Annotated in this window: 14 protein-coding genes and 5 tRNA genes; 15 read left to right on the top strand and 4 right to left on the bottom strand. The window is 35.9% G+C overall.

Annotation, left to right across the window (positions count from 1 at the left end; translation table 11 throughout):
* Positions 1-174 precede the first annotated feature (174 nt).
* The 5 genes from DL92_RS0108600 (at position 175) to DL92_RS0108580 (ending at position 746) form a co-directional block, all read left to right on the top strand.
* A tRNA-Asn gene (locus tag DL92_RS0108600) sits at positions 175-247 on the top strand.
* A gap of 60 nt (positions 248-307) precedes the next feature.
* Positions 308-379, top strand: a tRNA-Glu gene (locus DL92_RS0108595).
* Between the two features lie 45 nt (positions 380-424).
* A tRNA-Ile gene (locus tag DL92_RS0108590) sits at positions 425-498 on the top strand.
* A 35-nt stretch (positions 499-533) separates the two neighbouring features.
* A tRNA-Val gene (locus tag DL92_RS0108585) sits at positions 534-606 on the top strand.
* Between the two features lie 54 nt (positions 607-660).
* Positions 661-746: transfer RNA gene (locus tag DL92_RS0108580), tRNA-Leu, on the top strand.
* Between the two features lie 164 nt (positions 747-910).
* Here the strand turns inward: DL92_RS0108580 and DL92_RS20205 are convergent.
* The 4 genes from DL92_RS20205 to DL92_RS18740 all read right to left on the bottom strand — a co-directional run bounded on the left by DL92_RS20205 (position 911) and on the right by DL92_RS18740 (position 6,049).
* Complete coding sequence (locus tag DL92_RS20205) at positions 911-2,260, bottom strand: tyrosine-type recombinase/integrase (protein WP_051625274.1); 1,350 nt, start codon at positions 2,258-2,260, stop codon at positions 911-913.
* Between the two features lie 211 nt (positions 2,261-2,471).
* Positions 2,472-3,854, bottom strand: a complete 1,383-nt coding sequence (locus tag DL92_RS0108570; RefSeq protein ID WP_026667418.1) for a DNA primase family protein — start codon at positions 3,852-3,854, stop codon at positions 2,472-2,474.
* Positions 3,826-4,434, bottom strand: coding sequence for a CHC2 zinc finger domain-containing protein (locus DL92_RS18745; protein ID WP_051625273.1), 609 nt, complete (start codon positions 4,432-4,434; stop codon positions 3,826-3,828). Before DL92_RS18745 ends, DL92_RS0108570 begins: the two co-directional genes overlap by 29 nt.
* 787 nt (positions 4,435-5,221) lie before the next feature.
* Entirely contained in the window at positions 5,222-6,049 is an 828-nt protein-coding gene (locus DL92_RS18740) for an IS30 family transposase (protein WP_051199248.1), read from the bottom strand.
* Between the two features lie 5 nt (positions 6,050-6,054).
* Between DL92_RS18740 and DL92_RS0108550 the strand changes: the two genes are divergently transcribed.
* From DL92_RS0108550 to DL92_RS0108510, 10 genes are all read left to right on the top strand, one after another.
* Positions 6,055-6,339: a hypothetical protein gene (locus DL92_RS0108550; RefSeq protein WP_026655735.1), complete on the top strand. Its 285-nt coding sequence runs from the start codon at positions 6,055-6,057 to the stop codon at positions 6,337-6,339.
* 110 nt (positions 6,340-6,449) lie between these two features.
* Positions 6,450-7,241, top strand: a complete 792-nt coding sequence (locus DL92_RS0108545) for a DUF1700 domain-containing protein (RefSeq protein WP_026655734.1) — start codon at positions 6,450-6,452, stop codon at positions 7,239-7,241.
* Entirely contained in the window at positions 7,222-7,539 is a 318-nt protein-coding gene (locus DL92_RS21795; protein WP_026655733.1) for a PadR family transcriptional regulator, read from the top strand. Before DL92_RS0108545 ends, DL92_RS21795 begins: the two co-directional genes overlap by 20 nt.
* A gap of 23 nt (positions 7,540-7,562) precedes the next feature.
* Positions 7,563-7,904 carry a hypothetical protein gene (locus DL92_RS0108535; protein WP_026667417.1) on the top strand — a complete coding sequence of 114 codons (342 nt, stop codon included), beginning with the start codon at positions 7,563-7,565 and terminating at the stop codon, positions 7,902-7,904.
* Entirely contained in the window at positions 7,894-8,556 is a 663-nt protein-coding gene (locus tag DL92_RS0108530) for a hypothetical protein (RefSeq protein WP_026667416.1), read from the top strand. Before DL92_RS0108535 ends, DL92_RS0108530 begins: the two co-directional genes overlap by 11 nt.
* A 708-nt stretch (positions 8,557-9,264) precedes the next feature.
* Positions 9,265-9,870 (top strand): PBECR4 domain-containing protein, encoded by a 606-nt coding sequence (locus tag DL92_RS0108525; protein WP_026667415.1) that lies wholly within the window; start codon positions 9,265-9,267, stop codon positions 9,868-9,870.
* 87 nt (positions 9,871-9,957) lie between these two features.
* Positions 9,958-12,195, top strand: a complete 2,238-nt coding sequence (locus DL92_RS18735) for a TOTE conflict system archaeo-eukaryotic primase domain-containing protein (RefSeq protein ID WP_242845842.1) — start codon at positions 9,958-9,960, stop codon at positions 12,193-12,195.
* A gap of 70 nt (positions 12,196-12,265) precedes the next feature.
* Complete coding sequence (locus DL92_RS21480; RefSeq protein WP_242845841.1) at positions 12,266-12,901, top strand: phospholipase D-like domain-containing protein; 636 nt, start codon at positions 12,266-12,268, stop codon at positions 12,899-12,901.
* Between the two features lie 170 nt (positions 12,902-13,071).
* On the top strand, positions 13,072-13,947 hold the full coding sequence (locus tag DL92_RS18730; RefSeq protein ID WP_051625272.1) for an LD-carboxypeptidase: 876 nt from the start codon (positions 13,072-13,074) through the stop codon (positions 13,945-13,947).
* 195 nt (positions 13,948-14,142) lie between these two features.
* Entirely contained in the window at positions 14,143-14,841 is a 699-nt protein-coding gene (locus DL92_RS0108510; protein WP_034468764.1) for a hypothetical protein, read from the top strand.
* Positions 14,842-15,041 lie beyond the last annotated feature (200 nt).

Genomic DNA, 15,041 nt, shown 5'->3' with positions numbered 1-15,041 from the left:
AGATAGGCACAAGGTGTAAGCATGGTAACATGTTCAGCTGATGTGTACTAATAGGTCGAGGGCTTATCCAAAAGATAGGTGTATAGATAAATCTGGAAGAAATAATTCAGTGTTCGGTTTTGAAGGTACAATGAGAGTCGTAAAACGGCTCTTTATTTTTAGATGTACCGATAATCCTCCTTAGCTCAGTCGGTAGAGCATTCGGCTGTTAACCGAAGTGTCGTTGGTTCGAGTCCGACAGGGGGAGCTAAGTACTAAGCGAAGGAAGTTTGGTACTAATGAAGACTGTAACTACGGTCTGTAATATGGCTCCGTGGTCAAGCGGTCAAGACATCGCCCTTTCACGGCGGTAACACGAGTTCGATTCTCGTCGGAGTCACTTGTTTGTTCTTGTTATATTCAGTTCAAACATTTTATTTTTTCAGGAGCTTTAGCTCAGTTGGTTAGAGCAACCGGCTCATAACCGGTCGGTCCCGGGTTCAAGTCCCTGAAGCTCCACTCGGTTTTATATTAGAACCATCCCAGATAAATAAGGGGTCTTAGCTCAGCTGGGAGAGCATCTGCCTTACAAGCAGAGGGTCACAGGTTCGAGCCCTGTAGGCCCCACTCGCGATATGTGCTATGCATATCGCGAATTTTTTACCATCATAAATATGGTATGCCGGCGTGGCGGAACTGGCAGACGCCCGGGACTTAAAATCCCGTGGGTAGTAATACCCGTACCGGTTCGATCCCGGTCGCCGGCAGTAATGTGTTGAGTCGTAAACTTAGATGATATCTGAGTTTGCGGCTTTTTTCTTTGTTTTATTCAATGGTTCCATTTTGATCCAAAAGGGTTCCACGTATTGAAAATACTGAGGTTCAGCGAGATATATTGCGTACAATATTATGCATTGTTTTTGCATGAATATTAACCTATACTTAGAGCATTCATTAGTTGGTTTTCAATACCTTCAGGTTCTGCAACAGTTTCATAGATATAATGTTCTGTCATGGCACGATTTGAATGTCCTAAAGTTTTTTGTAAATAGGCAATATCTACACCTGCGGCGCGTAGTGTTGATGCAACAGTGAAGCGTAATTTGTGGCTTGAAAGATAAGGAACACCTGCATCAGCGCAATACTTTCTAAGACGCTCATTAAAAGTATCATTGTTGATTGTTCTTCCATGGCACATGAAAAGATACTCTCCGTCTGGATTAAGTTCATGTGCTTTTTCAATGATTGCTAAAGCTTCTGGTACCAGATAGATTTCCCTGACAGAAAAATGAGAATTTCCTTTTGGAAGTTTTTCATTTATATGTCTGGGAGCTTTAGTTACTTTCATCTTTTTGGTATCAATTGAGTATACTGATTCTTCAACAAGCTGGTGTTTGATAGTAAGTATATTTCCACGAATATCTTCATATCTGATTGCTCGTAGCTCACCAACTCTGAAGGTTGAGTAAAGCGCAAGTTGAATAGCTAAAGTATATCCATCCTGTTTAATTGATTTTAAGTGTTTTAAAAGAGCATCCCTGTCTTCGAGGTGGAAAGCCTTGTTGATATGCCGTGGCTCCTTAAACTTAAGTTCTGTTGTTCCTATGGATGGAATAAAGTTTAAGGGTATGTATTCATTTTCAGCAGCATATATAAAAACGCCATTTAATGCTGATTTTCGATTTACAAAAGCTTTTCTGGTAATTAGCCCTGGACCAGTCCATCGCTCAAACATATACTTTATGTCTCTCTTCTTGATATCAGCAATCTGCATTTGTGCAATTGGCTCATTTTTAAAGACATTTTTTAGTAATGTAAGATCTTCCTGAATAGTCTTATTGGATTTAACACCATGCCTTATACGCATATCAACCCATTCAAGATAAACTTCTTCAAAAGTATGAGAAAAGAAAAAGTTATAAAGCTTTTCAACTAATTCTTCTCGGCTTTTAGCACTGAATGTAGGATTTTTACTTTTCCATCTTCCATCTGAGCCTTTATAAAATAATTCCTCCTTTGCGCGCGGATGTGCAGTTCTATAGACTTTTTCAACAAGTTTAGTTTTTTTCTTTGAAATCATATTTATAATCTCGCCGCCATCGCCTGAAACGAGGGTAGCAGATTTTAAAATTTTATTCAATTGAGAAATATCTCTGGATTCTTCTTTATCTTCTTCATTTACGATACATTGAAGTTTCTTAATTTTGAAATTATTGTGATAACTTGATGCAAAAACAGATGGAGGAGCACTTGCAATTGCATCTTTATTGACATTATTCAATTGTAAGCACCTCCTTATCAGTTTTTTATTCATCAGCTTAAGAAATAATTGTTTTTATTTAAAAGTCACATAGGCCTTATATAAGGCTGAGAAAAACATGATTAAAGCCATGAAATATCAATAATTAGGCACATAGGCACGATTTTTGAAATCAATGAAGATTTTATATGGGTAAAAAGAAATTGATTAAAAACGGATGCCTTTCTGCCTTTTAGTTTTTGAAGGGAATATCTTTTAACGTGTGGATAGCGCATATTCCCTTATATCCACGGGCTGTTTTATTATCAATAGACGCATTTTTTAAATATTTGAGCCCAAGTTTATCTGCACGTTGTCGTAGTTCTTTCGAAAAAGAGCTTTCGGAACGAATCTTGATAAGATTGTCATTGCCCCATAGGCAATATGCTTCATATAGCTCTTTGGTAGTCGCAATGGCATTTTTATCAAATGTGATATATCCTTCAGATTCAAAGAAATCAAGAATGCTGTCTTCCTCTCTGCGCAACTCGGCTTGGTTTTGTAAAGTTCGTTCGCTTATAGTGAAGTGAAATTCATTTTTGATAAGTCTTTTCAAGCCTTCAAGGCACCATAGAGCTATTCCTTCAGTTTCTTCGGATAATTTTGCAGAAAGATTTCTGTCATCAACTCTGTTTTGCGATTTTTCTTTTACCCTGATGGTTATTTGTCTGCGATAGAACCCGTCGGATTTATCATACAGAGAACTGAGCGAACCATTTCCGAAAGCCATAATTCTAACATTTAGATAACCTTGATAACTTTGCTTTCCTTTGCGCTCAAGATTCATTTTATCTTCCATGGTTACTACAGCTTTTATAACTCCGGTGTCAGTAAGAGCTTCCATTTTCATATCATCATCAATCATAAGGAGCATCCCTTCCTGATCTGCCAAACTGAATCTGTTATTTGCCAGAGTGCTAATGCTGCATATAGTCATGTTGTTTCCGAGAAGGTTTCTGCATACGAATCCGACTCTTGATTTGCCTTCTCCACCGTTTCCGATTAAGAGCAACATGGCTTGGGCTTTTGTCGTTGGTATAAGGATATATCCCATAAATTCTTGTAGAGTATATATGTCTTCAGGATAGAGTAGTTCGTCAAGAAAACGTAACCATCTGGTTGGAGGGACAGCGTCTGAATTATAATTAACCGGTAATCTGTTAGAGCAGAATTCTTTTTCGGGAACAAAACCACCGTCAATAAAATATGTTCCATTTTTAAAATGAATCCTGTCTGTATGTTTAGGAATAATCTCACACATGGATTCATATCTCAGCGCATCTAATATTTGTTTGGCTCTTTTGACAATATTTGTTTTTACATATGGCTTAAGGGCATCAACGATTTCTTTTTTGAGTTTTTCCTCGCTGATAATTCCGTCAATGTCATAAAAGATTCCTCCGACATATTTAAGAGGATGTTTGCTGATGAACCAAGTACAAAATTCTACTTCATCAATCTTATTATTTTTGTTGTCATACCAGCTTGGAGTTTCATTTGTAAATTCAAATTGTTTGGCAACATCAAGCAGAGCTCTCTTTGTATTTTCATCTAAGTTGTTCCATTCGTTTTTCAATAGTAATAACCTTCCTTCCATAATTTGTAATAAAAAAAGCCCTGTCAGAAATATTTCCGTAAAGTAGTGTGTCTAACAAATACTCAACGTGATCTATTTCTTCCAGAGCTTCGCAAAAGTAAGGATGCCATTCGTCGTTTTCATCCTTTGGTGCATATTCAGTTTTCCATTTTTTTAACAGCTGTAGATAATCTGTCAAAACAAGAAAAATATGTTTTTCTGTTTCGTACAAAATCTGTTCGTCTGATTTTGATCGCGATTTGATTTTGGAAGAAGCATGATAATTTGTATCAAACGATAATCCAAAATCTTCACAAATCTTAATTGCAGAATTTTTTGCATTAAGATGAAAATAGTCGGAGACAAAATCTATCGCATCTCCTTTTTTACCACATCCAAAACAATAGAAGCGTTTATCAATTTTCATGCTTGGATGTTTGTCATTATGGAAAGGACACAGACACATTCCGTTGTGATTAATTGTAATTCCATAACAATCGGCAACCTGACGGGCTGAGATATTTGATTTTACAATGTCAAAAACAGACTCTTTTTTAAAGTTAGGTGATTTAATGCTCATTTCTATTCAACCTCCTTCAAATACTGGAGTGGCGCCGCTTCTCAAGAATCCCTACGAGGGCTATAAAAGAAGTGGCAAGCAGTGCATTTGTGGGACAAATGCAATTTTTTGCTTGTTAGGGGAACTTCCCCAAACCCCTCACAACGGAAAAATCCGTGACGGCGCATTCGCTTAGGTTTGCATTTTTTTCTGAATGCGTTTTTCTTAATTGCAACAAAAAAGCAATCAAGAAAATTTCCTGATTGCTCTGTTTATGAAACTTATTTGATACTCTTACAAGTACTATTTTACCACCCCTAAAAATAACATCAATGGACAATAGCGGGACAAAACCGGGACAATTTAGGGACAAAACCGGACAAAATAAGGACAGCTATATTCTGTGAATTTATGTATCAGCGATAGATTTATAAGTTATTGTTTGGCTCATTATAAGAATATCATTTTGGTTTGTGATTGGAAATTGCCATTTGGGTGCCATATGGTTGCCATTTGGGTTACTTTTGGGGACATTTGGGGACGTTTTTGTTAACAATTCGATTGGTGCATTATAGTTAAGGCAAAAAATATATGAATAACAGAAGTTGTTGGTCAATTCTCAAGGTAAATGCAACACATAGCAAATAATGATAACGGAGCGTATTTTTGCACTATTTTGTGCTTAAATATGCTCCGATTTTATATGCGAAAATATAGATTTTTGGGGAGATTTGCGCTGTTTTGCACATGCTTAACAGATCCATTTCCGGATCTGTCAGAGTAAATCGTACATATTTGGGTGTTGCATTTAGTTTGAAGAATCAGACTTTTTAAGGAGCTTTGGGGGAAGGATTATATCGTTTGGCGGAATCTCTTCAAGACCTAAGAGATTAGTAAAATCCTTTGGGTACATGAGCTTAGCCAGTTCATAAGGAGATTTCCCATGCAGTTCTTTTCGTTTATAGCTGTTGATGTGATCCATCATAAGGCTTATATCAGCCTGAGAATACGGCTCAAGGGAAGTTTCCTTCTTTATCACATAGCGGATAAACTCATGGTTTTTCTCACAACCGCCTTTCTGCTCGGGATGATTGGGCTCACAAAAATAGATAAAGCAACGATCGCCGCCATTTATAGAACGTTGCATACCATCGATATCAGCAAACTCATGACTGTTATCGGTAATTATGTACGGGAACATTTCTTTAAACAGCTCTGTCCCCAAGATCTCTTCGAGCATATCAAGACAAGCAACTACGTTTTCTGAGGTCTGTTCTTCAAGAATAAAAGCAAGCTGCAGCCTTGTAATCGGAAAGAATAATGTCAAAAGAACAGCTTTAGAATCCTTCGAACCCTCGATACAATCCATCTGTGGAATCTCTATAGGGTTACATTCCTTGAACTTAAGGTAGTCCTCATACTTATGCCCGTCCTTTATGACTTTCATTGATTTGTAGTCTTTGGGCCTTTTCTGCCTTTGACGGCGTTTTACGGCATTTCTAAGATCGATATTCCTTGCTTCAAGCTCGCAGCTGTTTATCATACGTCTTAAGGTTGATTCGCTTATATTCAGTTCATTGGTTTTAACTATGTGATAAACTGACTGTCCGTTCTTTATTAATGGATGAACTGCCAAGTAAGATGTACAGAAAGATTGTCAAAGCTCCTAAACATCGGGAAATGAACAAGGATGATGAAGTTTTTAATGACTACATGCTTGATCCGGTCAACAGAGATAAACGTGAAGTCTTAAAAGCGGCATACATACTGTATAGAAACAGGATGCTTATAGATATACAGCTTCAGGATATACGCGTGCTTATAGAAAATCCTGATAATGATGAGTATAAGCGAAATGACAGGCTGTTAGCATATTTTATTAAGATAAATGAATTAGCCCTAAAATACACAGCAAAAAATGTATGATATTCCAAATATGTATTAGGGGATAAAAAGTTGACATAAAAATATAATGTGATAAACTACTGATTGAGGAACAGTAGCTTATTACACTATATTTTTATGGAGTTTATAATATGACAAAAAAAATTTATTTGGAAAAATTTAGTTTTTTTTTATCATTTTATTTTTTTAAAGATGCATGTGATGATATTATATCGGATTATGAGGATTGGTTTAATAACGAAATTAGTATTGGAAGAAGTGAAAACAAAATCTGTGAGGAAATGTTATCACCACGATTATTAGCAAAGAAAATATATAAAGAGACAGAGAATAAGGATGATAGAATTTTGGTTTTATTGAAGAATGTAACAATAAAAACTCTTTTATTGATTATATTACATATGTCGCTTTGCTTTTACATTTTAACGCAATGCAATACATGGGGATGTACATTTTTATATTATGGACTTGCAATTAATTTCTTTATAGCAGTTATTATGTTTTTGGCTTTTTTTAAGAATAAAAGGACGGGGGAGGTATTTTCAGTAGTAAGGCTAATAAGTATGTTTATTCCTGTCTTGTTTATTATTGTTGTTGTTTGGATGATAAATTCAAGTACGAAGCTGCAGGAAGTGGGCAGGGTTTACAATTCGATTTTGACGTTGGCTGTAATTATTCTCTATGCGTATGGAATATACACAGCTTTGAAAAGTACAAATAATGGAAATTTAATAGTTTGTTTACTGCTTGTGTTTGGCGGAGCTGTGATGATAGAATTCACCATGAATCAACAGCATATGTTCTATTTGGATTTGGAAGAATATTCAAAAGTTTTATGGGGAAATATTTTAATTTATGTAGAGATGCTACTCTTACAAGCGATATTTTGGGTAGGTAGAAAAAGTGGATTCACAATTAAATAGAGTCGTTCTGAAAATATGTATATTGCAATTAGTATTAAAGGAAGACAGATATGGATATGATATAGTGAAAATTATGCGGAAATATTTTAAAGATACTGATGAGAGCACTTTTTATACAATTATGAGAAGATTATCAAGTGAAAAATTAACTGAAATGTATTATAGTGACATATCTAAAGGCCCGATGCGAAAGTACTATAAAATAACAGGCGACGGAAAAAAGTATTTATTGAATTATATCAATTCATGGAAAAAAATAGAGGATGTATTTTGTGAATTGGGGATACTATCGGAGTAGCTAAATAAGAAGGGAGATTGACAATGCAGAGAATGAAAGTAATTGTAGTTGCACTTCTTGTAGTAGTTTTAACCATGTGTAATGGCGTAACTGTTCGAGCCAGTGATTTTGATAAATCAGATAGCACGACATCATACTCGTCAGATGTGGATTCTGATTTAATTGGAGCGAAACTTATCTCAGAAAATGAGTATGTGAAGGATGGTAGACGGATTAGCGAAAAGATATATGAGCAAACAGATGGAACTATTATAGTTGATACACTGAGTGTTAGAGCTAAATTGCCAAGGTCATTAAATGGTTCTGATACCGCTACAAGAACAAGAACTATATCCGGTTGGGGGAGAGATAAATATGCGAAGTAGTTCACTATTAGGAGTTGGAAATTCTAATAATAAAACGGCTATAACAATGAGTAATGGGACTCCAAATTGGACATATATTCCATCAGCAGGAAGATGCAAAAAAACAAAGGAACAGTTGGTATCTGAAATAAAAGATCTTGCAAATAGAGTAGCCCATGCTAATAACGGAAAAGAAACAGAACAGTTAAATCAAGCAGTTATAAAGCTTCAAGCAGATTATGTATCGGAAGTTTCTCCTGATAGGAAGGGATTATATCAGCAAGCAGAGAAGGCTATTAAATCTCAGAGCAAAAATACAAAAGGAATAAAGCATGGAGCTGGGGAAATGTCATTACTCTATTTTTTAGAGCATGCGGACAAATCTCAAAATTTGTCAGATAAAAGTTTTTCACTTGCAGGTGGAGCTACGCTTACATGTCCAATTCTGACAACAGGTGGATACGGAGCAGTTATTGAAAGAGGCGGAGTGAAACTAATGGTTGGAAACAGTGTCGGATGGGGATACCAGATGACTCCTGCGGAATTGAAGAAAAAGGATGAATTTTATGCAATTTATAATAGTGCTGTAAAAAATGCTCAAAAAGAAATTAAAGAATTGAGAGATTTACCGGACTATTTGGAAGACAAGCCTATATTTGATAGTCTTGCATAACTAAATAATATAGTTGCCTTTATATTACCAAGCTATTTTAATAAAATAGTTAGTCAAAAGAGATTCTGAATTACACAGGGTCTCTTTTTCATTTGGATAAAATAATAGGGTTGATTATTCATTTTTTCTGCATAACACTACCAATTAGAAAGAGTTCCATAAAGAGTTCCATTAAAAATGGCGTGGCGGCGAAGCTCCTTTCTTTGTGGCTTTACGAGATGAACGGAAGTTCGATCCCGGTCGCCGGCAGTAATTGTATGTAGCTGTAAACTTAGAAAATATCTGGGGTTACAGCTCTTTTCATTTTGTTATACAAGAGGTTCAAATTAGTATAATTTGGGTTCAGTTCAGATTGTATTTATATTTGACCGACTTGAGTTGTATAAATAAAATTCTATGCATAAAAATTGTATAAGCAAAGTTTTCAATATTAAGTTTTGAGTTTGTTTTGAACCACTCTGAACCAGGAACAGTATATCATAACAAAGATTTTATTTGACATTAGATGTTCAAAACAGTATATTATAGATAACAAATGACGTAGAGCATTTGTTGGCTATGAAATGTAAATCCCTACTGGCAGGGGGATACATGGAGCTTATGGGCGGGTTTAGTGTGACAACCGCGAGCCAGTTAGGCGTATGCTGAAAAGAAAACACTTATAATTAAAGCCTCGACGAGAGTCGAGGCTTTAATTATGGAGGTAATGTGGAAAATAAGATTAAACTTAATGCAGAAGCTTTTGAGAGATTACTTAATATAGAATACTATTTTTGTTTGGCTTATAAAGGAAAAGGATTTGAAGTAAGAGTCAGATTTGCAGAAGAAGATTTCCATCATCTTGAGGGAATAGGACAGTTACGTGACTTGCAAATTCATAGTGAGAGTGGAAATGTAACATTTGATAAAGCACTGGATGGTATGATAACACAAGTACAGTTGGAGAAATCAAATTTCTTTGAAAAAAGCTATGTTCAGAACAAGATAGATTATTTACACCTTTTGGAACGCGCTTTTGATGAAAACAGGGTTGTTTTTAGATTTAGAAATGAGCAAAGCAAGTCAAAAATAGAATCTGAATTATTTTTAAACACCTTGGTAGATGGCCAGGATATTTATGTCTATTTAGATATGGTTGCAGGGACAGAAAATGAATATTTTTGCAGATCATTCGTTGCTAATCCAGATTTTGACAGAACTGCAGGTCAGACAAAGCTTACTACTTTATGGCAGGAGAAGATTGATTTATGTACAGGTGAATCACATGTGATATATAGATACAAGAACTTTATTCCTAAAGATTTAAAGAAATGAGAGAGGCGTAGATTACGCTTCTCTTTTTTGATATATTAAGGCTTAAGAATCGTAAAAAACATGTTTTAAGGACTATAGAGGTGCAAAATGCAGCTGGAATCACATGATTTGAACTCGTTAAGAAAATTAGTGAGAAATCTACAGGATGAAAATGAGAGACTAAAAGCACTTTTAAGGAACAATAATGTGCAATATGATTCCGAAAATGCTTTTGATGAAGACGTCATTAGTACTGACGTATATGATCCTGATCAAGGGGCAAGAATCATAAAGTATGCGATAACCAGTGATATGGCAAAGTTTTTCTTTTATATGTTCCACGGAAGAGAGGATGTTTATGCAAAGCGTGGAAAGAATGGCGGATACTTTCCGCAATGCGATAATAGATGGAATCGTATTTGCCCGAAGAACAATGATGCTAAGACTTTTTGTGATGATGACTGTCCATATAGAAAATGGAGAAAAATTGAACTTGAAGTAATCGAAAACCATCTTTTAGGTAAGAAGCCTGAATGTGATGATGTAATTGGAGCATATCCTCTTTTTACAGATAATACATGTAGATTTCTTGTGTTTGATTTTGATAATCATGTTAAAGATTCCTATAAAACAGATGATGCTAATACAGATGATCTTTGGAAAAGCGAGGTTGATGCATTAAGGAAAATTTTAAAGTTGAATAATATTGATGCACTTACAGAAAGATCAAGATCCGGAAGAGGTGCTCATATATGGATCTTTTTTGAGAAACCTATTCAAGCTTCTTTGGCAAGGAGCTTTGGTTTTGCTCTGTTGGATAGAGGTGCTGTTTCAATTAATATGCCGTCTTTCAAGTATTACGATAGAATGTATCCCTCACAGGATGTGCTAAGTAAGATTGGAAACTTGGTCGCACTACCGTTACAGGGGCGAGCATTAGAAAATGGCAATAGTGCTTTTATTGATGAAAATTGGAATGCATATCCGGATCAGTGGGAAACATTGAGGAGCATAAGGAAAATTCCGGAGCAGGAAATAATTTCTTTTATTCAGAAATGGAATGAAGGTATTAGTTCCTCCATGGCAATTACTAAATATGCTGATAAGCAGATTCGTCCTTGGAAAAGAGAGGAGAAGTTCGACAGTTCTGATGTAGTAGGGAATGAAATCCATATTGTATTGGATGATGGAATATATGTTGATGCACTTAATCTTTTACCTAATATACAGAATCTGATTAAGCGTATGGCAACAATAGACAATCCAGAGTTTTATACAAATAAAAGGCAGGGGAGATCCAATTATTACAATTTTAAACAGATTTCATTATGGAGTGAAAGTGAAGGTTATATCAAGATTCCGAGGGGAATGTATGATAAGTTAGAGGCCAAGGGTAAGGAATCAGGAATAAAATGTGATATTACCGATAAAAGACAATTCGGCAGACCAATTAGAGTAAGTTTTAACGGAACGCTTAAGGAACAGCAGGAATATGCTGCTGCCAGATTAGAAAAATATGAGAATGGAGTTTTATGTGCGGCGACGGCATTTGGGAAAACTGTTCTCGCAGCATATATGATTGCAAAAAGAAAAGTTAATACTTTGATTCTGCTTCAAAATACTGAGTTATTGCCACAGTGGATAAGCGAGTTTGAAAAATTCCTTGTTATAGATGAAAAACCTCCGAAATATCTAACTAAATCGGGAAGAGAAAAAGTAAGAGAAAGTGTCTTTGGCACATTACAAGCGGGCAATGATAAAACCACAGGAATAATTGATTTTGCTTTGGCTGGTTCAGCGTATCATAAGGGAGAATTCTTCAAAAATATAGATTCTTATGGAATGGTTATCTTTGATGAATGCCATCATGCTGCGTCTAAGCAGGCTCAGGCAGTTCTGAATCGTGTTCGAGCCAAGTATGTATATGGCCTTTCTGCTACTCCCGGAAGAAGTGATAAGCTCGATGATATTGTATATATGATGCTTGGACAGGTAAGGCACAAGTATACTGCTAAAGAGCAAGCCGATGAACAGGGTATTGAACGTCTTTTAATACCGCGTTTTACAAGAGTTGTAAATGTAACAGGAGAAGATCTTGATATTATCAAAGCAGATAAATTGATTGTTGATAGCACAGTGAGAAATGAACAAATCAAAGAGGATGTAAAAGCAGCTATTTCCTTAGGTAGAACACCTTTGATTCTGACGAAGCTTAAAAGACATGTAGATGTTTTGAAAGATGTGCTAAAAGATTGTGCAGATCATATTTTTGTTATCTATGGCGATAATAGCAAGAAAGAAAACACTCAAATCCGTGAGGTGATGACTAGCACTCCTTCTAAATGAATCATTGATATTGATAGCCACAGCATCAAAGGTAGGAGAAGGTTTCAATTTTCCGCGATTGGATACTCTTATGCTCGCTGCTCCTGTAAAATATGAAGGTCGCCTGACACAGTATGTAGGTAGATTAAATCGAACATATGAGGGTAAGAAAGATGTGCTTGTTTATGATTATGTTGATAGTCACATTAGGTTTTTTGACCGTCAATATAAAAACCGACTAAAGACATATAAAGAACTTGGTTATAAGATTTATACTCCTCAAGGCCAAACGAAACAGGCAGCTAATGCTATATATGATAGGAAAGACTATGAAGAGGTCTTTTTTAGAGATTTGATTGAGGCAGATAAAAATATTGTTATTTCAAGCCCAAAGCTTATTCGAAGCAAAGTGTTAAAGCTTGTATCTTTGCTAAAACCAAGGCTAGAGGAGGGGATAACAGTTACTGTGATAACCATGGATCCCAATTCTATTGGTTATGAGGATGTCATAGAAAGCTCTTTACTAGTGGATGAACTATGTAAAGGTGGCATAATCGTTAGAAAAACTGAAACTGTTGAAGAGTGCTATGCTGTTATTGATGATCAGATAGTATGGCATGGCGGTATGAACCTACTTGGAAGAGCAGAAGCCTGGGATAATCTTATGAGGGTTGAAAATAATCAGGTTGCAGCTGAATTGTTAGAGATTAGTGAAAAGAGGCTATAGGCTCATGCCTAAAGAACAATATGCACTTATGATGTATATTCACAACTAGGTTCAAAAGTGGGTTCAGAAAAGGCAGGTATAGTTTATCATCGGGAAGGAATTATGGGAGACTATGACGACTTTGATGATTTAGAGGAACTGATAAGCTATATAAAAACAGGGAAAAGATAATGAAAATTGGTATTTCAGCTTGTTCAAACGGACATTTGCCGGAGTGGCAGGATCAGATAACTGAACTTGAACAGGTTTTTGACAACATGAATATTGAAACAGCTCTTTCACCGCATATTATGAGAACTATAGATGAATATAGCGGGACTGATAAGGAAAGAGCCGAAGATCTCATGAAGTTTTACACTGATGATGCGATAGATGCAATCTATGACATTTCCGGCGGAGACTTGGCTAATGGAGTGTTAAAATATTTAGACTATGACGCCATAGCCAAGACCGATAAGACTTTTTGGGGATATAGCGACCTGACAACTGTTATTAACGCCATATACACAATGACGGGCAAGCCGGGAGTTCTTTATCAGATAAAAAATATTATCTGGTCATGCGGAGATGTTCAAAAGCAGAGATTTTCAGATTACATTTCAGGAAAGAATAATGACCTGTTTGATATAAAATACAGCTTTTTGCAAGGAAACGACATGCAAGGTGTGGTTGTAGGCGGCAATATCCGCTGCTTTACTAAGCTTGCAGGAACAAGGTACTGGCCTGATATGAATGGGAAGATATTGCTTCTTGAGGCACTTGGCGGAGAATCCGGGCAGATAGGGACTCTTTTTAACCAATTGGATGATATAGGTGTGTTTGACCAAATATCAGGTGTATTGCTTGGAACTTTCACTAATTACGAAAAAGCAGGACCATCGCTTACTGTATATGATCTTTTGAAAATGCATATCTCAGAGGTGCTTCCCGTAGCATGTACAAGAGATATAGGACATGGCCATGATGCTAAGGCTATCATGATTGGAAAAGAATACAGTATTCATGCGGATACACATAATGGTGAAACATTTGATGTATATCCATAACTGGGGGCAAAAGTGGGTTCAGAAAATAAAGTGAAACCGCCAGCCTCCTTTCTATCTGAGTTTGCGGCTTTTTTCTTTGTTTTATTCAATGGCTTTATTTTGGTTATAATTATTTCTAAATATTTTCATTATTCCAACGATATAAATATTGTAGGCATAAATAAATGATGCAAAGGTATTTGGGAGGTGAAGGGGATGATTAAAATTGATGGTGGAAATAAATATCTGTTTAATTCAAATGATACCTTGGGCTTAGAAAATATCGACACTAACAAGACTGCTATAACAACAAAGAGTGGAGCTCCAAATTGGGCATATATTCCTTCAGCAGGAAGATGCAAAAAAACAAAGGAACAATTGGTATCTGAAATAAAAGATCTTGCAAATAGAGTAGCGCAAGCTAATAATGGAAAAGAAACAGAACAGTTAAATCTAGAGGTTTTAAAACTTCGAGCTGATTATCTATCTGATGTTTCTCCTGATAGGAGGACATTGTATCAGCAAGCAGAAAGAGCGATTAAATCTCAAAACAATAATAAAAAAGGTATACAACATGGAGGCGGAGAATTAACGTTGCTTTATTTTTTGGAGCATGCGGACAAATCGCAAAATTTGTCGGATAAGAGTTTTTCTCTTGCCGGTGGAGCTATGCTTACATTTCCAATATTGACTACTGGTGGATATGGAGTAATTATTGAACGAGGCGGAGTGCAACTATTGGCAGGAGATGATTACGGATGGGGATATGAAATGACTCCTGCGGAATTGAAGAAAAAGGCTGAATTCTATGCTATTTATAATAGTGCCGTAAAAAATGCTCAAAAAGGAATTAAAGAATTGAGAGATTTACCGGACTATTTGGAAGACAAGCCTATATTTGATAGTCTTGCATAACTAAATAATGTAGTTGCCTTTATATTACCAAGCTATTTTAATAAAATAGTTAATCAAAAGAGATTCTGAATTACACAGGGTCTCTTTTTCATTTGGATAAAATGAAATAATAGGGGTGATTATTCATTTTTTTGCATAACACTACCAATTAGAAAGAGTTCCATAAAGAGTTCCATTAAAAATGGCGTGGCGGCGAAGCT

The sequence above is a fragment of the Butyrivibrio sp. AE2005 genome (assembly GCF_000686965.1).
Taxonomy (GTDB): Bacteria; Bacillota; Clostridia; order Lachnospirales; family Lachnospiraceae; genus Butyrivibrio; species Butyrivibrio hungatei_A.
The sequence above is the reverse complement of the archived record's forward strand: the minus strand, read 5'-3'. Positions and strand labels throughout refer to the sequence as shown.

Bases quoted from the DNA above. Each gene is read 5' to 3' on its own strand.
- DL92_RS18745 (WP_051625273.1), bottom strand. From the start codon at position 4,434: ATGAGCATTAAATCACCTAACTTTAAAAAAGAGTCTGTTTTTGACATT.
- DL92_RS0108550 (WP_026655735.1), top strand. From the start codon at position 6,055: ATGTACAGAAAGATTGTCAAAGCTCCTAAACATCGGGAAATGAACAAG.
- DL92_RS0108545 (WP_026655734.1), top strand. From the start codon at position 6,450: ATGACAAAAAAAATTTATTTGGAAAAATTTAGTTTTTTTTTATCATTT.
- DL92_RS0108535 (WP_026667417.1), top strand. From the start codon at position 7,563: ATGCAGAGAATGAAAGTAATTGTAGTTGCACTTCTTGTAGTAGTTTTA.
- DL92_RS0108530 (WP_026667416.1), top strand. From the start codon at position 7,894: ATGCGAAGTAGTTCACTATTAGGAGTTGGAAATTCTAATAATAAAACG.
- DL92_RS18735 (WP_242845842.1), top strand. From the start codon at position 9,958: ATGCAGCTGGAATCACATGATTTGAACTCGTTAAGAAAATTAGTGAGA.
- DL92_RS21480 (WP_242845841.1), top strand. From the start codon at position 12,266: ATGCTCGCTGCTCCTGTAAAATATGAAGGTCGCCTGACACAGTATGTA.
- DL92_RS18730 (WP_051625272.1), top strand. From the start codon at position 13,072: ATGAAAATTGGTATTTCAGCTTGTTCAAACGGACATTTGCCGGAGTGG.
- DL92_RS0108510 (WP_034468764.1), top strand. From the start codon at position 14,143: ATGATTAAAATTGATGGTGGAAATAAATATCTGTTTAATTCAAATGAT.